Origin of the sequence: Lentzea sp. NPDC003310 (genome assembly GCF_040610935.1) — a bacterium.
GTDB lineage: Bacteria > Actinomycetota > Actinomycetes > Mycobacteriales > Pseudonocardiaceae > Lentzea.
In genome coordinates this window covers 1-18,367 of sequence record NZ_JBEXNC010000034.1, presented here as the reverse complement: position 1 = coordinate 18,367, position 18,367 = coordinate 1, and the positions used below count along the sequence as shown (strand labels likewise).

The 18,367-nt window shown below is 68.6% G+C and carries 18 protein-coding genes; 10 read left to right on the top strand and 8 right to left on the bottom strand.

Annotated features, from left to right (window positions below):
- Positions 1-188: 188 nt before the first annotated feature.
- The 5 genes from ABZX02_RS42475 to ABZX02_RS42455 form a co-directional block, all read right to left on the bottom strand.
- On the bottom strand, positions 189-1,079 hold the full coding sequence (locus tag ABZX02_RS42475; RefSeq protein ID WP_355307548.1) for a hypothetical protein: 891 nt from the start codon (positions 1,077-1,079) through the stop codon (positions 189-191).
- Positions 1,080-1,241: 162 nt separating this feature from the next.
- Complete coding sequence (locus tag ABZX02_RS42470) at positions 1,242-1,844, bottom strand: response regulator transcription factor (RefSeq protein ID WP_355307546.1); 603 nt, start codon at positions 1,842-1,844, stop codon at positions 1,242-1,244.
- Positions 1,841-2,896, bottom strand: a complete 1,056-nt coding sequence (locus ABZX02_RS42465) for a sensor histidine kinase (protein WP_355307544.1) — start codon at positions 2,894-2,896, stop codon at positions 1,841-1,843. Before ABZX02_RS42465 ends, ABZX02_RS42470 begins: the two co-directional genes overlap by 4 nt.
- Positions 2,875-3,690: an ABC transporter permease gene (locus tag ABZX02_RS42460; protein ID WP_355307542.1), complete on the bottom strand. Its 816-nt coding sequence runs from the start codon at positions 3,688-3,690 to the stop codon at positions 2,875-2,877. Before ABZX02_RS42460 ends, ABZX02_RS42465 begins: the two co-directional genes overlap by 22 nt.
- On the bottom strand, positions 3,687-4,511 hold the full coding sequence (locus ABZX02_RS42455) for an ABC transporter ATP-binding protein (protein ID WP_355307540.1): 825 nt from the start codon (positions 4,509-4,511) through the stop codon (positions 3,687-3,689). Before ABZX02_RS42455 ends, ABZX02_RS42460 begins: the two co-directional genes overlap by 4 nt.
- A gap of 144 nt (positions 4,512-4,655) precedes the next feature.
- Here ABZX02_RS42455 and ABZX02_RS42450 point away from each other — a divergent pair, with 144 nt between their 5' ends.
- The 8 genes from ABZX02_RS42450 to ABZX02_RS42415 all read left to right on the top strand — a co-directional run bounded on the left by ABZX02_RS42450 (position 4,656) and on the right by ABZX02_RS42415 (position 13,556).
- A complete protein-coding gene (locus ABZX02_RS42450) occupies positions 4,656-5,255 on the top strand; it encodes an urease subunit gamma (protein WP_355307538.1) in 600 nt (199 codons plus the stop codon).
- The gene (locus ABZX02_RS42445) at positions 5,252-6,934 is read left to right on the top strand and encodes an urease subunit alpha (protein WP_355307536.1); all 1,683 of its coding nucleotides are present in this window, start codon (positions 5,252-5,254) and stop codon (positions 6,932-6,934) included. Before ABZX02_RS42450 ends, ABZX02_RS42445 begins: the two co-directional genes overlap by 4 nt.
- Positions 6,931-7,542: an urease accessory UreF family protein gene (locus ABZX02_RS42440; RefSeq protein WP_355307591.1), complete on the top strand. Its 612-nt coding sequence runs from the start codon at positions 6,931-6,933 to the stop codon at positions 7,540-7,542. Before ABZX02_RS42445 ends, ABZX02_RS42440 begins: the two co-directional genes overlap by 4 nt.
- On the top strand, positions 7,532-8,167 hold the full coding sequence (gene ureG / locus ABZX02_RS42435) for an urease accessory protein UreG (protein WP_355307534.1): 636 nt from the start codon (positions 7,532-7,534) through the stop codon (positions 8,165-8,167). The genes ABZX02_RS42440 and ureG overlap by 11 nt, the downstream gene beginning before the upstream one ends.
- Positions 8,164-8,865, top strand: coding sequence for an urease accessory protein UreD (locus ABZX02_RS42430; protein WP_355307532.1), 702 nt, complete (start codon positions 8,164-8,166; stop codon positions 8,863-8,865). Before ureG ends, ABZX02_RS42430 begins: the two co-directional genes overlap by 4 nt.
- Before the next feature lie 155 nt (positions 8,866-9,020).
- Positions 9,021-9,677: a pyridoxamine 5'-phosphate oxidase gene (pdxH, locus tag ABZX02_RS42425; protein WP_355307531.1), complete on the top strand. Its 657-nt coding sequence runs from the start codon at positions 9,021-9,023 to the stop codon at positions 9,675-9,677.
- 608 nt (positions 9,678-10,285) lie between these two features.
- Positions 10,286-12,220 carry an asparagine synthase (glutamine-hydrolyzing) gene (gene asnB, locus ABZX02_RS42420; RefSeq protein ID WP_355307529.1) on the top strand — a complete coding sequence of 645 codons (1,935 nt, stop codon included), beginning with the start codon at positions 10,286-10,288 and terminating at the stop codon, positions 12,218-12,220.
- 73 nt (positions 12,221-12,293) lie between these two features.
- Positions 12,294-13,556 carry an MFS transporter gene (locus ABZX02_RS42415; RefSeq protein WP_355307527.1) on the top strand — a complete coding sequence of 421 codons (1,263 nt, stop codon included), beginning with the start codon at positions 12,294-12,296 and terminating at the stop codon, positions 13,554-13,556.
- Here the strand turns inward: ABZX02_RS42415 and ABZX02_RS42410 are convergent.
- Entirely contained in the window at positions 13,540-14,334 is a 795-nt protein-coding gene (locus ABZX02_RS42410; protein WP_355307525.1) for a hypothetical protein, read from the bottom strand. The genes ABZX02_RS42415 and ABZX02_RS42410 overlap by 17 nt on opposite strands.
- Before the next feature lie 81 nt (positions 14,335-14,415).
- On the opposite strand from ABZX02_RS42410, the gene ABZX02_RS42405 reads away from it, so the two are divergent.
- Positions 14,416-15,810, top strand: a complete 1,395-nt coding sequence (locus ABZX02_RS42405) for an APC family permease (RefSeq protein ID WP_355307523.1) — start codon at positions 14,416-14,418, stop codon at positions 15,808-15,810.
- Positions 15,811-15,815: 5 nt separating this feature from the next.
- On the opposite strand, the gene ABZX02_RS42400 is transcribed toward ABZX02_RS42405, so the two are convergent.
- On the bottom strand, positions 15,816-16,532 hold the full coding sequence (locus ABZX02_RS42400) for an AAA family ATPase (protein WP_355307521.1): 717 nt from the start codon (positions 16,530-16,532) through the stop codon (positions 15,816-15,818).
- Complete coding sequence (locus tag ABZX02_RS42395) at positions 16,529-17,305, bottom strand: MBL fold metallo-hydrolase (RefSeq protein WP_355307520.1); 777 nt, start codon at positions 17,303-17,305, stop codon at positions 16,529-16,531. Before ABZX02_RS42395 ends, ABZX02_RS42400 begins: the two co-directional genes overlap by 4 nt.
- A gap of 38 nt (positions 17,306-17,343) precedes the next feature.
- On the opposite strand from ABZX02_RS42395, the gene ABZX02_RS42390 reads away from it, so the two are divergent.
- Positions 17,344-18,231, top strand: coding sequence for an aldose 1-epimerase family protein (locus ABZX02_RS42390; RefSeq protein WP_355307518.1), 888 nt, complete (start codon positions 17,344-17,346; stop codon positions 18,229-18,231).
- Positions 18,232-18,367: the final 136 nt, after the last annotated feature.

Sequence of the window (18,367 nt, the reverse complement as noted above, 5' to 3'; positions counted from 1 at the left end):
GGTGGCCGCGAGGTGACAACCGGGTGTCCTGGGTCACTTCACGATCGAGGGACGGAAGTTGATCATGACTTTGGCATACTGTTTACTGTTCGCAATCAACAGCCCTACGAGATTGCGAGCGTGATCAGTGCTGAGGTCCTGCTTCGGTGGTAATTCTGGCACGTCCGATGAGGACGAATAGCCGAACCTCATCCTGACCTCTGTGCTCGGCGAGTCTCTTTGAGTTGCAGCCGGATTCCGGTGCGTTGGCGCACCGGCAGGTCCGACACCTTGAAACTGATCGTTTCCCTGCCTTCGGTGTCCACTTTTCGGCGCCATCGAAGTCCAGTTTGCCCCTCGGTCTTCGAGATCGGCTCGACTACCACTTCGATGCCTTTCGGCAGCACGACGCGATAGGTCGCGCGCTTGACCGGTTGCCAGTACATGAGGCCGAACTCGTCGGGCAGTCCGTCCAGTAGCGGTTTGCACCTCTTGGGCCAATAGAGGTCGATGGCCAACGACACCTCCGAGTTCGCCGGCGGAGGTGCGTGGAAATGCGCGATCGCCGCCATGGCCCCGTCTTTGGGCCACGACAGCGTCGTGCGCAGGGTGGTTCCTGCTGAGCCGTTGGCCAGCAGGTTCCGCACGGTTGTCCGGACCCGCTTGCGGTAGCGCGACGGTTGTGACCATCCGCAACCGAACCGCATCCGGACGTAGTACAGGTCGGCGTGCACCGCCCTCACCTTGATCTTCAAGCTCGTGTGGGCGTTGCCCCGGTCGTCGACGGTCATCGTCTCGTCCCAGTCGAGGACCTCGTAGGAGGGGTGCACTGTGTCGAGAAGCCGGCAGTAGTGGGACACGAGCTCCTTGTGGACCTCCAGTCCCCGGTGTTCGGACTTGAGTCGGCCGATCAACGCGATTCCGGCGGCTGTGATCACCAGGACGGCGGTGACGAGAGCCCCGGCCTTCACCGCCGTGCTGCCGAGAGCGGCGCCGATCAGCACGGCGAAGGACATCAGGCCGAACGCCGCTTTGGCCACCGCCGGTGGGCCGTGGCCACGTATGAATTCTTCGAGGAATAGAATCAGCTCCCGCAGCACTGTCCCCCCGACTGATGTTGCGAACAGTGGCGGTGACTGTCCGTGAGAGTCGATTGAACAGATTGTGCGGTCGCCGATCAGTTCGTCGGAGGGCGGCACTCGAACGGCCCTCGGCTTCGCAGGCCATTTCACCGATGTGCAGTAACCGGCGACATCAGCGCGTCACTGCAGCATGCCGCGATCCATCGCCGTGGTGACCGCAGCCGTCCGGTCGGACACCCCGAGTTTGTTGAACACCCGCAACAAGTGCGTCTTCACCGTCGCCTCAGAAATGAACAAGGTCCGACCGATCTCAACATTGGACATGCCTTTGGCGACCAGTTTCAACACCTCCGCCTCCCGAGCCGACAGAGGCGGAGTCCGAACCTGCCCCACCACCTTCGCCACCATCGAGGGAGCCAGCACGGTCTCCCCACGAGCAGCTGCCCGAATGGCCGCGATCAGGTCCTCGGTCGTCGAGTCCTTCAACAGGTACCCCGACGCCCCGGCCTCCACCGCGCGAAGAATGTCCGAATCGGTCTCGTACGTGGTCAGCACGAGCACCCGAGGGCCGGTGCCCACGATCCGGGCGGTGGCCGCCACACCGTCCATTTCGGGCATTCGCAGGTCCATCAGCACGACGTCCGGCTTCAGCAGGGCGGCCTGGGTGATCGCCTCGGCGCCCGAGCCGGCGTCGCCTACCACCTCCAGGTCGTCCGCCACGAGCATGCCGCGCAGCCCCTGACGCACCACCGGGTGGTCGTCCACCAGCAGGATCCTGATCACAGCGGCACCTCCACCAGCACCGACGCCCCCTCGTCCGACGACAGGGAGAGCGTCCCACCCACCTGTTCCAGCCGGGCGCGCATGCCCCGCAGCCCGAAGCCTTCCAGGGCGTCGCCGAAGCCGCGGCCGTCGTCGCGGACCTCCAGGGACACGCCGTCCTCGTCGAACCTCATCACGACGTCCACCCGTGACGCGTCCGAGTGCCTGGCCACGTTGGTCAGCGCCTCCTGCGCGGTGCGCAGCAGCACCACCTCCACCGAGGTGGCTAGCGGTCGCGGGTCGCCGATCACCCGGAACGTCGACGGCAGCGACTGGCCGGACACCAGGCGGCGCACCGCGTCCTCCAGGGACGAACCGTCCAAAGGCGACGGTGAGTTCGACGCGACGAGGGCTCGTGCCTCGCGGAGGTTCTCGCGCGCGGTCTGCAGGGCCAGGTCGACGTTCGGCTGGGCGCCCTGCAGGAGCGTGATGATCGAGGTGTAGCCCTGCGCGAGCGTGTCGTGGATCTCGGCGGCCCAGCGGGCGCGTTCGGCTTCGAGGGTCAGCGACTCGATGCGTTCGAGCAGTTCGCCGCGTTGCTGGTTCTGCTGCGCGATCCGGCTGACGGCCCAGCCGAAGGCCTGCGAGAAGCCGATGATCAGCAGGGCTCCCGGCCACGGCAGGGCGGGGTCGGCGCCGGCCAGCCAGGTCAGCAGTTGCGGCGTGAAGACGAAGACCACCATCGGGAAGAACGCCCAGGTCACCGGCATCATCATGTAGATCTGGGGGACGAGGCCGAACAACGCGAACGTGGCGTTGCCGGTCAGCCAGACCGCCGGGGCCCACAGCGCGAGCGAGCCGGCCGCGTAGACGAGGCCGCGCCAGTCCTCGATGCCGTTCTTCATGAGCCGCAGGCCGTACAGCACGAACCACAGGGAGTTCAGGACGAGCAACCCCGCCGCCGACAGCCGGTCGGCGAGGGGGTTGGCGTCCACCAGGACGAGGGTGATCGTGGTGACCTGGGTCAGTGCGAAGAGCACGTACCAGGTCGTCAGCGGCTGGTGTTGCTCCACTTGAAGGTCCTGCCGACGAGCACCAGGCCCACGACGCTCCACGCCGTCAGCACCAGCGCGATCTTGCCCAGCTCCCATGATCCCGCCGCCTCCATGACCGCGTAGCCGTCGTCCAGTGCGAACACCGAGCGGAAACCCTGGCACACCCACTTCAGCGGGAAGAGCGAGCCCACCGTGCGCAGGGACTCGGGCAGTTCCGACTGCATGATGAACACGCCGCTGAGGAACTGCAGCACGATGTACGGCAGGTTCAGCACGCCCGCCGCGTTGCGGGTGGACTTCGCGATCGAGCTCAGCGCCACGCCGATCAACGAGCAGGCGACGACGCCCAGGGTGAAGACCCACGCGAACGTCAGCCACTTCTCCGTGCTCGTCGGCAGCTCCAGGTCGAACCGCAGCACGCCGACGACGACCAGCAGCACCGCCTCGAACAGGCTCGACACGAACACCAGGATGATCTTGCCCAGGAAGTACGAGGTGAACGGCATCGGCGTGCCGCGCAGGCGCTTCAGCGTGCCGTCCTCGCGGTCGGCCACGACGCTCATGCCGAGCCCGACGAACGACGTCGAGATGATGCCGGCGCCGATCATGCTGGCCGCGAACATCTGCGCGGCGGCGGGTTCCTTCACGTAGACGGTGCCCAGCAGCAGCATCAGCAGTGCCGGCAGCGACACCGTGAAGATGAGGTTCTCCTTCTGCCGGAAGAACTCCCGCAGCTCGGTCCCACCCCTCGCGAGGCCGAGCCGGAGGGTCGAGGGCAGGGCTGCTGCCTGGGACGCGACGACGGTGGTCACTTGATCAGCTCCAGGTAGACGTCTTCCAGGGACGGGCGGGTGACGGTGAGCTCGGCCAGTTCGCCGTGCCGGGACAGGTCGGCGATCACCTTGGTGGGCTCGTGCGTCAGGACTTCGCGGTGTCCGGAGTCGGAGAGCCAGCGCACGGTGGCGTCGGCGTGCGCGCGGCCGCCGAGCGTCTGCGGCGTGCCCTCGGCGACGATCCGGCCACCGGCGAGCACGGCCACGCGGTCGGCGAGCGCCTCGGCCTCGTCCAGGTAGTGCGTGGTCAGCAGGATCGTGGTGCCCTCGGAGGCGAGCAGCTTGATCAGGCCCCAGAACTGCCGGCGCGCCTCGGGGTCGAAGCCCGTGGTCGGCTCGTCCAGGAACACGAGTTCGGGGCGGCCGATGATGCCGAGCGCCACGTCGAGGCGGCGGCGCTGGCCACCGGAGAGCGTGCCGGCGCGGGACTTCGCCTTCTCCGTCAGCCCGACGAGGTCGATGACCTCCTCCGGGTCGCGCGGGTCGCCGTAGTACTTCGCGTAGTGGTGCACGGCCTCGCGGACGGTGAGCGTCGCCGCGTCGGTCGCGCTCTGCAGGACGATGCCGAGCTTCGACCGCCACTCGCGGCCACCCTCGGCCGGATCGACGCCCAGCACGCTGACCTCGCCCGCGTCGCGGTCGCGGTGCCCCTCCAGGATCTCGACGCTGGTGGTCTTGCCTGCACCGTTCGGACCGAGCACCGCGAAGACCTCACCCCGTGCGACGTCGAGGTCCACCCCTGCCACCGCCTGGTGGTCCTTGTAGGCCTTGCGGAGGCCCCTCACTCGGATCGCGTTCATGTCGTAAATCCTGCGGCGGCAGGGGGTGCGCGCGGGACGACCGCAGGACCGACCCCGGTTGTCAACCGGTCGGTGGACACGCGGTCGTGTTTCGGCCGTGTTTCCAGTCCGGGCAACCGCGCTTTCCCGTGTTAGAACGGCCTGGTGCATCTGACGCCGCATGAACGCGACAAGCTCCTCGTGCACGTCGCTGCCGACGTCGCGCGCCGCCGGCTCGAACGCGGCGTGCTGCTCAACTACCCCGAGTCCGTCGCCCTGATCACCGACCACGTGCTGGAGGGCGCGCGGGACGGCCGCACGGTCAGCGAGCTGATGGAGAGCGGGCGCACGGTCCTCGCGCCGGAGCAGGTCATGCGCGGCGTGCCGGAGATGATCGACTCGGTGCAGGTCGAGGCGACCTTCCCGGACGGCACGAAGCTCGTCACCGTGCACCGCCCGATCGCGCCGTCCGCCGGTCCGGCGCCGGGGGAGGTGGTCGTCGGCGCCGAGCCCGTCGAGCTCAACCCCGGACGGCCGCGCGTGACGCTGGTCGTCGTGAACACCGCGGACCGGCCCGTCCAGGTCGGCTCGCACTTCCACTTCGCCTCGGTCAACACGGGGCTCGAGTTCGACCGCGAGGCCGCGTTCGGCTACCGGCTCGACATCCCGGCGGGCACCGCCGTGCGGTTCGAGCCCGGCGTCGAACGTGAGGTCGCGCTGGTTCCGCTGGCAGGCTTGAGGATCGTCCGGGGGTTGCAGCGATGATCGACCGCGAGCGCTACGCCGAACTGCTCGGACCGACGGTCGGCGACCGCATCCGGCTCGCCGACACCGACCTGTTCATCGAGGTCACCGAGGACCGCTCGCGCGGCGCCGGCTCGGGTGACGAGGTGATCTTCGGCGGCGGCAAGGTGGTCCGCGAGTCGATGGGGCAGGGGATCGCGACCCGTGCCGGGGGTGCTCCGGACCTGGTCATCACGGGTGCGGTGGTCCTCGACCACTGGGGTGTCGTCAAGGCCGACGTCGGCGTGCGGGACGGCCGGATCGTCGCCATCGGCAAGGCGGGCAACCCGGACACGATGGACGGCGTGCACCCGGACCTCGTCATCGGGCCGTCGACGGAGATCCTGTCCGGCAACGGGAAGATCCTCACCGCGGGCGGCATCGACTGCCACGTCCACTTCATCTGCCCGCAGATCGTGGACGAGGCGCTGGCGTCCGGGCTGACCACGCTGATCGGCGGCGGCACCGGTCCGGCGGAGGGCACGAAGGCCACCACGGTCACGCCCGGCGCCTGGTACCTCGACCGCATGCTGACGTCGATGGACCACATGCCGATCAACGTCCTGTTGCTGGGCAAGGGGAACACGGTCTCCGAGGAGGGCCTGCGCGAGCAGCTGGTCGGCGGCGCCGGCGGGTTCAAGCTGCACGAGGACTGGGGCACCACGCCCGCCGCGATCGACGCCTGCCTGCGCATCGCCGACGAGTCCGGCGTCCAGGTCGCGATCCACACGGACACCTTGAACGAGGCCGGGTTCCTAGAGTCCACTGTGGACGCCATTGCCGGTCGCTCGATCAACGCCTACCACTCCGAGGGCGCGGGCGGCGGGCACGCGCCGGACATCATCCGCGTCGTCTCGCTGCCGAACGTGCTGCCGTCGTCGACGAACCCCACGCGCCCGCACACCGTCAACACCCTCGAGGAACACCTCGACATGCTGATGGTGTGCCACCACCTCAACCCGTCGGTGCCGGAGGACCTGGCGTTCGCGGAGTCGCGGATCCGGCCGACCACGATCGCGGCCGAGGACCTGTTGCAGGACATGGGCGCGATCTCGATGATCTCGTCCGACTCGCAGGCGATGGGCCGCGTCGGCGAGGTGATCATCCGGACCTGGCAGACCGCGCACGTCATGTCGTCGCGGCGGACGCTGGACGCGAACCTGCGGGCGCGGCGGTACGTCGCGAAGTACACGATCAACCCGGCGATCGCGCACGGCATCGCGGACGAGGTCGGGTCCGTGGAGGTCGGCAAGCTCGCCGACCTGGTGCTGTGGGAGCCCAAGTTCTTCGGCGTGCGGCCGTCGGTGGTGCTCAAGGGCGGGTTCATCGCGTGGGGCGCGATGGGCGACGCGAACGCCTCGATCCCGACGCCGCAACCGGTGTGGGCGCGGCCGATGTTCGGCGCGACCGCCGGTGCCGCGTCCTCGGTGTTCTTCGTGGCACCGGAGGCGATCGCGGCCGGGGTGGGCGAGCGGTACGCGCGGCGCGTGCTGCCGGTGGCCTCGACGCGGTCGGTGACCAAGGCGGACATGGTGCTCAACGACGCGATGCCGGCTGTCCGGGTCGACCCGGACAGCTTCGCCGTGCACGTGGACGGGAACCTGGTCGAGCCCTCGCCGGTCGCGGAGCTGCCGATGGCCCAGCGGTACTTCCTGTTCTGATGCTGACCGCGCTGATCCTCGCCGACTCCCGCTTCCCCGGCGGTGGCCACGTGCACTCCGGTGGGCTGGAGGAGGCCGCCGCGCGCGGTCTGGTGACCGACGAGCCGTCGCTGCGGTCGTTCCTGCACGGACGGCTGGTCGGGGCGGGGCTGCTGGCGGCGGGGTTCGCGGCCGCGGCGGCCCGTGGCGGCGACCTCGCGGAGCTGGACGCGGAGCTCGACGCGCGCACGCCGTCGCCCGCCCAGCGCGAGGCCTCGCGGGCGCAGGGACGGGGGATGCTGCGCGCGGCCCGGCGGGCGTGGCCTTCGGCGCGGCTGGAGGCGCTGCCTCGGGACCCGCACCAGCCGCTGGTCATCGGGGTGCTGGCCGGTGACGCCTTCGAGGCCGCGCTGACCTGCGCCTATCTGTCGGTGAGTGGACCGGCGTCGGCGGCCGTGCGACTGCTGGGGCTGGACCCGTTCGGGGTCAACGCGATCGTGGCCGCGCTGCCGGTCGAGGACATCGCTTCGCGGGCGTGCGCCGAGCTGCCCGCGCTGGGTTCGCCTGCCTTGGACCTGCTGGCCGAGGCACATGCACGACGTGAAGGGGTGCGTCTCTTTGGGGGCTAACCACGGGCCCGACCCGCACGATCACCACCACGGGGCCGCGCCGCGCATCGGTATCGGCGGACCGGTCGGCAGCGGCAAGACCGCGCTGACGGCCGCGCTGTGCCGCGCGCTGGGCGAGCAGCTCTCGCTGGCGGTCGTGACCAACGACATCTACACGACCGAGGACGCGGACTTCCTGCGTCGCGCCGGGGTGCTCGACCCTGCGCGGATCGAGGCGGTGCAGACCGGGTGCTGCCCGCACACCGCGATCCGCGACGACATCACCGCGAACCTGGACGCGGTCGAGCGGCTGGAGCACCGGTTCTCCTCGCTGGACCTGGTGATCATCGAGAGCGGTGGCGACAACCTGACCGCGGTGTTCTCGCGCGGCCTGGTCGACCGGCAGATCTTCGTCGTGGACGTGGCCGGCGGCGACAAGGTGCCGCGCAAGGGCGGACCGGGGGTGACGACGGCGGACCTGCTGGTGATCAACAAGATCGACCTGGCGCCGTTCGTCGGCGCGGACATGGACGTGATGATCTCCGACGCGCACCGGATGCGCGGCGAGCTGCCCGTCATCGCCCAGTCGCTGGTCGAGACCCCGGACGCGCCCGAGGTGGCGAAGTGGGTGCTGGCCCAGCTGTGAAGGCGTCGGCTCGGCTGGTGGTGGCGCTGGACTCGCACGGCAACAGCGTCGTGCGGGTCCTTCGGTCGATGACACCGTTGACATTGGTGCCGGCCCGACGAGTCGGCCCGGTTGCGTTGGTGCACCTGGTTTCCTCGGTCACGGCACCGCTCGGCGGCGATTCGTTGTCCCTGACCGTCGAAGTCGGTCCTGGAGCCTCGCTAGAGCTTCGAGGTGTTGCGGCGACGCTGTTGTTGCCCGGTTCGTCCGATGCGGAGTCGTCTTCTCTCGTGCGGTTCCTGGTCGAGGGATCGGTTCGCTACCTCCCGGAGCCCACGGTCGTGACGCGCCGCGCCCGCCACTCCGCAGTGGTGGAGGCCGAATTGGACGGTCACGCACAGTTGCGAACCCGCGAGGTCCTGGTGCTCGGCCGCACCGGCGAACCCGCCGGCTCGCTGTCGTCGCTGGTGCGTGCAACCCGTTGCGGCAAGCCGTTGTTGCACCAGCAGCTGGTGGTGGGCGACCCTGCGGTCGACGGGGCGTCGGCCGGATTGGCAGGGCACCGCGTCGTGGGCACGGAGCTGGTCCTGGACGCCGTCGAGCGCGCGGTCGGCGGCGGGGAGTGGTGGAGCGTCGTTCCGTTGGCAGCAGGCGGAACTCTCGCCACCGCACTGGGTGATGACGTGGTCACCGTCACACGTGTGCTCGACGCCATCTGACTCGATCACGGACTCGATCCAGAACTGTTCTTTGCACGGACAGTCACCGTTCAGGTGGTGGTCATCACCGCGCAGGCGGTTTCGGGATCGGGTCGCCGTGCGTATGGTCGCGGGTCCAGGGACCACGAGTTCTGCCACTGCTTGGAGGTTCGCCGATGACGGAGACCACGAACATCGCACTACCGGCGATGCGCGTGTCCTACGAGCAGGGTTCGCTGAGCGAGTCCGAGCTCGCCGCCACCTGGTACGAACAGCTTCAGCTGTGGCTGGACCAGGCGACCGGGGCCGGCCTGCCCGAGCCCAACGCGATGGTGCTCGCCACCACCGACGTGAAGGGCCGCCCGTCCTCGCGCACGGTGCTGGCGAAGGGCCTCGACGCCCGCGGGTTGGTGTTCTTCACCAACTACACCTCCAACAAGTCGCACGACCTGATGGCCACGCGGTACGCGTCGGCGACGTTCCCGTGGTTCGCGATGCAGCGCCAGGCGCACGTGCGCGGGACCGTCGAGAAGGTCGGGCCGGTGGAGACCGCCGAGTACTGGAACTCGCGTCCGCGCGGGTCGCAGATCGGGGCCTGGGCGTCGCCGCAGTCGCGTGTGGTCACCGGGCGGTCCACTTTGGACTCGGCGTTGCACAAGATCGAGCGGCAGTTCGCCGAGACGGAGAAGATTCCGGTGCCGCCGCACTGGGGTGGGTGGCGGATTCGGCCCGAGGAGGTCGAGTTCTGGCAGGGGCGGCGGGATCGGATGCACGATCGGCTGCGGTTCCGGCTTGGGCGGGACGGGTGGGGGTTGGAGCGAGTAGCTCCGTAGTTGCTTGGGTGTGTGGGGCGCTTCCGGTGGGCGGGGGCGCCCCTTTTGCGTTTGCGGGTTGCGTGCGACTGGTTGCGTTCCAGCGGGGTTGGTTGCGTTGGGTTGGTTCCGGTCGCCTTGCGAGGGTGCTCACGCGGGCCGGGACGATGTAGTGGGTTGCGATCGGGGCTTGACTTCGGGGCCCTTGCGAGGCGCTGGTCGGCCTTTTAAAGCCGGGCTGAAAAGCGCCCGGCCGATCCGCGAGGGGTAGCACCTCGCACCCAAAGTCAAGCCCCGATCGCCGAGGCCGGGGCCTTATCGCCTCGTAGCGCGTCGAGGTTCGTCCGGCTCGCTTCGCATCGCCACGCCGGGCTGCGTGCGTGGTTGCCGTGCGAGGGCGGGCGCCTGTTTCGCGGTGGTTGTCTGCTTGCGTGGGCGCCTGGTGCGGCTGGCGCCTGTTTCCTGCCTGGCCGTCCGTCCCCTGCCGACACGGCGCGTTCATGCCGCTGTCACGGTCCGCGCGGAACCTGACCTGGGGGTCGGGCGTCCTTCGGGTGGCGGGAATGTCCGATCCCGGACTTCGTCATACTGGGATTTCGGAAACAGCGAACTACGAGGTGCGATTACACGTGTGCGGAGTGCTCGGACTCATCTGTTCCACCGAGGCCACCGCGGCCTCCGCGCGTGCCTCCGTGGCCTCGGCGTTGCGTTGCCAGCGGCACCGGGGGCCCGACGAGCAGGACACGTGGGCCGACAAAGAGGTCATCTACGGGTTCAACCGGCTCGGGTTCATCGACCTGGAGCACTCCCACCAGCCGTTGGTGTGGGGGCCGCCGGAGAACCCGACGCGGTACACGCTGAACTTCAACGGCGAGATCTACAACTACAAGGAGCTCCGGGCCGAGCTCATGCGGAAGTTCGGGGCCCAGTTCAAGACCAAGGGTGACGGTGAGGCCATCGTCGCCGGGTATCACTTCCTCGGGGCCGACTGGGTCAAGATGTTGCGCGGCATGTTCGCGTTCATGATCTGGGACGCGCAGGAGCGGGTCGTCTTCGGAGCGCGGGACCCGTTCGGGATCAAGCCGCTGTACTGGGCCGCCGGGCCGGGTGGGGTGGGCTTCTCGTCGGAGAAGAAGAGCTTGTTGCAGCTCACCGGGGTTCTGGGGATCAGTCAGGAGCTGGACCAGACGGCGTTGCAGCACTACCTTGTGCTGCAGTACGTGCCGGAGCCCGAGTCGCTGCACAAGGCGATCCGGCGGGTCGAGTCCGGGACGTCGTTCAAGGTGTCGCCCGGTGGGCAGGTGCTGTTCAACCGGTACTTCAAGCCCGTGTTCTCGCCGCGGCCGGTCAACGGGGCGCACGAGGCCGAGGCGCTGCACGAGCGCATTGCGGACGTGATGCGCGACTCGGTCGCCAAGCACATGATCTCCGACCCGGACGTGACCGTTGGTGCGTTCCTGAGTGGCGGGATCGACTCCACGGCCACGGCCACGCTCGCCAAGCAGCACAACCCCAACCTCATCGCGTTCACCAGCGGGTTCGACCGGCAGGGGTACTCGGAGGTCGACGTCGCGGCCGAGACGGCGGCGGCGATCGGGGTGCGGCACGTCGTGAGGACGGTGTCGCCCGACGAGATGATGGAGGAGCTGCCGCTCATCCTCTGGTACCTCGACGACCCGGTGGCGGACCCGGCGCTGGTGCCGCTGTACTTCATCGCCAAGGAGGCGCGGAAGTACGTCAAGGCCGTGCTGTCCGGTGAGGGTGCGGACGAGCTGTTCGGCGGGTACGTGATCTACCACGAGCCGTTGTCGCTGGCGCCGTTCGAGAAGGTGCCCGGTGGTGTGCGCAAGCTGATGGGCGCGGTCTCCAAGTCCATCCCCGAGGGTGTGCGCGGCAAGGACCTGCTGCGGCGCGGGTCGCTGCGGCTCGAGGACCGGTACTACGGCAACGCCCGCAACTTCAGTGACGACCAGGTGCGGGCGGTGTTCCCCGGTTACCAGGAGGGCATCGGCTTCAAGGACGTCACGGCGCCCTGGTACCGCGAGTCGGAGGACTGGGACCCGGTCGCGCGCATGCAGCACATCGACCTCTACACGTGGCTGCGCGGCGACATCCTGGTCAAGGCCGACAAGGTGACGATGGCCAACTCCATCGAGCTGCGCGTGCCGTTCCTCGACCCCGAGGTGTTCCGGGTCGCGGCCGAGGTGCCGCTCGACCAGAAGCTCACCGAGGGCACGACCAAGTACGCGCTGCGCAAGGCGTTGGCGAAGATCATCCCGCCGCACGTGCTGAACCGGCCCAAGCTCGGCTTCCCGGTGCCGATCCGGCACTGGCTGCGCGCCGAGATGTACGACTGGGCGCGCGGGATCATCAACGACTCGCAGACCGGCCACCTGCTCGACAAGAACGCGGTGCTCGACCTGCTCGCCGAGCACAAGTCCGAGCAGTTCGACCGCAGCCGGCAGCTGTGGAGCGTGCTCTGCTTCATGATCTGGCACGGGATCTTCGTCGAGGGCCGGATCAGCCCGAAGGTGCCGGAGCCGGTGTACCCCGTCCGCCTCTAGTCCGGTGCCACTGGCGAGTGGTCTTGGCGACACGGGCGCGGAAAGCGCTTGTTAGTTGCCATAGGCTAACGAAGTGGCCACCGTGGGGAGAAGCGCGCGCTCGACGTTCGTGATCGACACGCGACCGTTGAAGATCGTCGCGTACCGCCGGCTGTGGCTCTCCACGATCGTGACGGCGGTGGGCTCCCAGCTCACCGCCGTCGCCGTGCCCAAGCAGGTCTACGACCTCACCGGCTCGTCCGCGTGGGTCGGCATCGCCGCCGGTGTTGCGCTGGTGCCGCTGCTGGTCTTCGGGCTGTGGGGCGGTGCCATCGCGGACACCGTCGACCGCCGGAAGCTGATGCTCGTCACCAACGCCGGCATCGCCGTCTCGTCGGTGCTGCTGTGGGTGCAGGCCGCGCTGGGTGTCGGCTCGGTGTGGCTCGTCATCGCGTTGCTCGGCCTGCAGCAGGTGTTCTTCGCGGCCAACGCCCCGGCTCGGTCGGCGGCGATCGCGCGGCTCGTGCCGGCGGAGCTGTTGCCGTCGGCCGGTGCGCTCGGGTCGACCGTCATGCAGTTCGGCGCGGTGCTCGGGCCGTTGCTCGCCGGCGCGTTCATGCCGATCGTCGGGCTCTCGACGTTGTACCTCGTGGACGCGATCGCGCTCACCGTCACGGTCTACGCGGTGTGGAAGCTGCCCGCGATGCCCCCGCTGGACGGCGTGATCCGGCGTGCGGGGCTGCGGGACGTGCTCGACGGGTTCGTGTACCTGTGGGCGCAGAAGGTGCTGATGGCGTCGATGCTGCTGGACATCATCGCGATGGTGTTCGGCATGCCGCGGGCGCTCTTCCCGGAGATGGCCCAGCACACGTTCGGCGACCCGGCGGGCGGTGGCTTCGCGCTCGGCGTGCTGTTCGCGGCGATCCCGGTGGGCGCGGTGATCTGCGGTCTCACGTCCGGCTGGATCTCCACCGTCAACCGCCACGGCGTCGCGCTGACGCTTGCCGTCGTGGGCTGGGGCGTCGCGGTCGCGGGCTTCGGCCTCGCCGGCTCGCTGTGGGTCGCGGCCGCGTTCCTGGCGCTCGCGGGCGCCGCGGACATGGTGTCGATGGCCTTCCGCGGCGCGATCCTGCAGTCCGCCGCGACGGACGAGATGCGCGGGCGGATGCAGGGCGTCTTCATCGTCGTCGTGGCCGGTGGGCCGCGCGTCGCCGACCTGCTGCACGGCACGGGCGGTGCGGCGTTCGGCACGGCCGCCGCGGTGTCGGTCGGCGGTCTGCTGGTGGTCGTGGCGAGCGTCGCGATGGTCGCGCTGATGCCAGCGATCTGGCGCTACCGGGTCAACTCCGCGAGCTGATCTCCGCCGGGTTCGGCTCGGTGATCGTCACGGGCTCGCCCCACCGGGAGAAGCGGGCCTCGTCGACGATCTGCGCGCCCTGGAACTCGGTGAAGAAGGCGATGCGGACGGGCAGGCCGTTGCCGTCCAGCTCGATCTCACCGGTGGAGCCGGGCACCTGCTGGTCGAGCGCGAGCTTGACCTCGGCGCGCAGGGCCTCGTCCTCAAGGGTGTCGTAGGCCTTCTGGTAGTCGACGTTGACCGAGTACCGGGTGTTGCCGCCGACCTGCGCGGTCAGCCTGAGCTCGCCGCCCGCCTCCATCACCGGCAGGTGGTACGTCGTGAACACGGCCTGCTGGTAGACGACGTCGTGGAAGCCCAGCACGGTCGTCGTGAAGTCGTCGTCCACCTTGCGGTCGAGCCGCACCCACGGCTTGTCGGCGGGCAGGCCGAACACGTCGGCGGGCAGCTTCACGAACGCGACGTCCTTCGTCGTGGAGACGAGCCGGAGCTCGACCGCCTCGCCGCCGGTCTGCACGGGACGGGTGGTCGTCGCGTCCATGCCCGGGACCTCGCCGCCCAGCTTCACGCTGCCGTTCGCCAGTGCCCGCACGCCGCCGCCGAGGGGCGGCGGGGTGATCGAGAAGCGGTAGGAGCCCTTCTCGGTGACGGTCTTCGTCACCGCCGCGATCAGGCTCTTCGCGTCACGGTGCGGGGAGGCGTTCCCGCTCGCGGGTTCGGACGAGGAGCAGGCGGTCAGCGCCAGGCCGGCGATGATCGCGGTGGCCGCGAGCTTCATCGGCAGATTGTTACACCATCCGGGTGAGGTAAGTGTCTTATAACTGCAGGTAGCTGCGTGAAAAGGGCACAATCTCCCAGCATGGCTGAAGCGACTCCACAAACGGAGCAACCAGAGCTACACCGGGCAATCGGCCCGAAGCTGCTGCTGTTCTTCGTCGTCGGCGACATCCTCGGCACCGGCATCTACGCCCTCACCGGCAACGTGGCGGGCAAGATCGGCGGCGCGCTCTGGCTGCCCTTCCTCCTCGCGTTCGTGGTCGCGTTCCTGACCGCGTTCAGCTACCTGGAGCTCGTCGGCAAGTACCCCAGGGCCGCCGGCGCCGCGCTGTACACGAACAGAGCGTTCAAGATCCACTTCTTGACGTTCATGGTCGCGTTCGCGGTGATGTGCTCGGGCATCACGTCGGCCTCGTCGGCGGCGCTCGCCTTCGGCCGCACGTACCTGCGCCAGCTGCTGGTGGAGTTCTTCGACGTCTCGCTCCGGCCGGAGTCGCTGGTGTTCACCGGCCTCGCGATCGTCTTCATCGGCGGCCTGGCGCTGATCAACTTCCGCGGCGTCTCGGAGTCGGTCAAGGCCAACGTGGTCCTGACGTGCATCGAGCTGTCCGGCCTGGTCATCATCATCCTGATCGGCGCGTACGCGGTGGCGGTCGGCGACGGCGACCCGTCCCGGCTCACCGAGATCCACGTGCCGTCCGGTTCCAGCGTCCTGATGGCGGTCACCTCGGCGACCGCGCTCGCGTTCTTCGCGATGGTCGGCTTCGAGGACTCGGTCAACATGGCGGAGGAGTGCAAGAACCCCGCCAAGATCTTCCCGCGCGCGATGCTGATCGGCATGGCGGTCGCGGCCCTGATCTACGTCTTGGTCGCGATCACGTCGTCGCTGCTGATCCCGTCCGACGAGCTCGCGAAGGCGAGCAGCGGCGCGTTGCTGAAGGTCGTCACCGTCGGCGCGCCGGGCTTCCCGCTGTGGATCTTCGCGCTGATCGGCCTGCTCGCCGTCATCAACTCGGCCCTCATCAACATGCTGATGGCGTCGAGGTTGTTGTACGGCATGGCGAACGAGAAGATCATCCCGCAGTTCTTCGGCACGGTGCACCCGTTCCGCCGCACGCCGTGGATCTCGATCGTCTTCACGACCGGCGTCGCGGTGATCCTGGTGTCGACCGCGGACATCGGCAAGCTCGGCGGCACCACGTCGTTGCTGCTGCTGATCGTCTTCACCATCGTCAACGTCGCGTGCCTGGTGCTGCGCCGGGAGAAGTCCGAGCACCAGCACTTCCGGGCGCCCACGTGGGCACCGGTGCTCGGCGCGATCACGTGCGCGTACCTCGCGATCCCCGGCCTGTCCGGCCGTCCGTGGGACGACTACAAGATCGCGGGCTGGCTGCTGCTCGCCGGCCTGGTGCTCTGGGGCATCAACCGCGTCGCGCACGGCAAGGTGGAGACCCACCCGGAGAACCTCGGCAAGTAGTTCTTCTATTGCAGAAGGTGCCTCAGGAACCGGTCCGGCTCATCCAGGAAGTTGCGGGTGAGGCGGACCGGTTCCGCCGTGTCGTAGGAGACCTCGTCGATCGTGTCGGTGACCTCGAGGATGGTGGCGTCCGGTGCCGCCAGCAGGATCGGCGAGTGCGTGGCGATGATGAACTGCGAGCCCTCCTGGACGAGCTCGTGCATGCGCCGCAGGACCGTGAGACATCCTTTGACCGACAGCGCGGCCTCCGGTTCGTCCAGCACGTAAAGGCCTCTGCTGCCGAACCGGTGGTTCATCAGGTCGATGAAGCTCTCGCCGTGTGACCGCTCGTGCAACGACTTCCCGCCGTACGACGCGTGGATGCCCTCGCCGATCCGGTCGATCTCGGTGGCCACGTTGTAGAACGACTCGGCGCGCAGGAAGAACCCCGTGCGGGGTTTCCTGGTGCCCCACCTGAGGGTCAGGTAGTCGCCGAGCGAGGACTCCGTGGCCCTGGTGGCGAAGCGGAACGACTGCGTGCCGCCCTCCGCGTTGAACCCGGCCGCCACCGCGATCGCCTCGACCAGCGTCGACTTGCCCGCGCCGTTGTCCCCGACGAGGAACGTGACGGGGCGGCTGAGCTCGAGCGGGTGCTCCAGCAGGTGCCGCACGACCGGCAGCGTGAACGGGTACCGGTGCGTGTCGTCGGCCTGGTCGAGGCGGACCTGGTGGATGAACGTCACGCGAGGCGCGCCAGCTCGACCGGGTCGTGCGCGCTGAACACCTCGACCTCGCCGCCCGCCTTGAGCTCCCGCAGCCGTTCCACATTGGACAGACGCTGCTCGCGGACCGTCTCGGTCTGCTTGGCGGTGAGCTTGAGCGCGAAGATGTTGCTCGGCGGCGTCTCGACCTCGCCGCGGTAGAAGTACGCGTCGCCGGCGTGCAGCAGCCACCCGTCGTCGGACCGCACCGCGATGCCCGTGTGGCCGCGGGTGTGCCCGATCAGCGGCACCATCAGGATCTCCGGCGGAAGCCCGGTGATGTCCTTGACGGCCTGGAACCCGAACCAGTCCTCACCCTCGGCCTTGTGCGTCTCGAACTTGACGCCGTCGCGCTGGGCCTTCGGGTACCGCGCCTTCTCCTTGGGGCCGCGCGCGTTGACCGCCGCCTCCAGTTCGCTGTCGAGCACGTGCACGGTGGCCTTGGGGAAGTCGCGCAGCCCGCCCGCGTGGTCGAGGTCGAGGTGGGTGAGCAGGACGTGCCGCACGTCGTCGGCGGTGTACCCGCGCTTCTCGACGTGGCTGATCGCGGTCTCGGTGATGTCGAGCACCGGCCTGAGCAGCTTGCGGCTCAGCCCGTCGATCGTCGCCTTGGGGTTCATCACCTCGTTCGTGCCGAAGCCCGTGTCGACGAGGACCAGGCCCTGATCGGTCTCGATCAGCAGGCAGTGGGCCACCAGACCGCCCGCGACCAGGGGAGGCCGGAACGTGGCGCAGTTGAGGTGATGAACCTTCATGGGCAAATCCTTCCGCTGGCCCCGTAGGCTTCAGCCTCATGTTGGGGATCTCGTACGAGGGTGCCACCGCCGTGATCACGACTGTAGGCGCGGGCCTGCGGTCTTTCGAGGTGGACGGCGTGCCTTACGTCGAGACATTCGGGGCCGACGAGAAGCCGCCGATGAGTGCTGGGGCCGTGCTGGTGCCTTGGCCGAACCGGACCGCTGGGGCTGTGTGGTCGTTGAACGGGGTTCGGCAGCAGTTGGAGGTCACCGAACCTGCTCGGGGGAATGCGATCCACGGGCTGGTGCGGCGTCGGCCCTGGTCTGTGTTGGAGCACACCGGGTCGTTGGTGTCGTTGCGGGCGTTGATCGAGCCTCAGGCTGGGTGGCCTGCTGCTTTGGACGTCACCGTGTCTTATGCGTTGGATGATCGTGGGTTGACGGTCACGCACGGGGTGAAGAACGTTGGGGATGTGGCCACGCCGTTTGGTGTGGGGACGCATCCTTATCCGCGGGCTGGGCGGGCTTTGACCGATTCGTGTGTTTTGACGTTGGCGGCTACTACCGTGCTGCCGTTGGATGTCGAGCGGATGGTGCCTTCTGGGCCGGCTGTGCCTGTTGAGGGGACCTCGTTCGACTTCCGAGGTGGGCGGGAGTTGGCCGGGGTGAAGCTCGACACGCCGTTCGGTGGGTGTGAACCTGGCGAGGACGGGCTGATCCACCACGCGTTGACTGCCGAGGCCGGTGGTGTTGAGGTTTGGGCTGATCCTGCGTTTCGGTGGGTTCAGGTTTACACGCCCGATTCTTATCCTGGGCGGGGGCGGGCTGTTGCTGTTGAGCCGATGACCTGTCCGCCGGATGCTTTGAACTCCGGGGTGGATTTGATCTGGGTTGCTCCTGGGGAGTCTTGGGGGGCTCGGTGGGGGATTCGGCCGTTGGGCTGACGCGTCGGTTCCGTCTGTTCGTGGGTGCCGTGGGCGGGTTCCTGTTGCGTGCTTCCCCTGGGGGCTCTGCCCCCAGACCCCCGGCAATCTGATCAGGGGGCCAGCGCTGTGGGTGGGTTGATGGCACGCCTGTTGC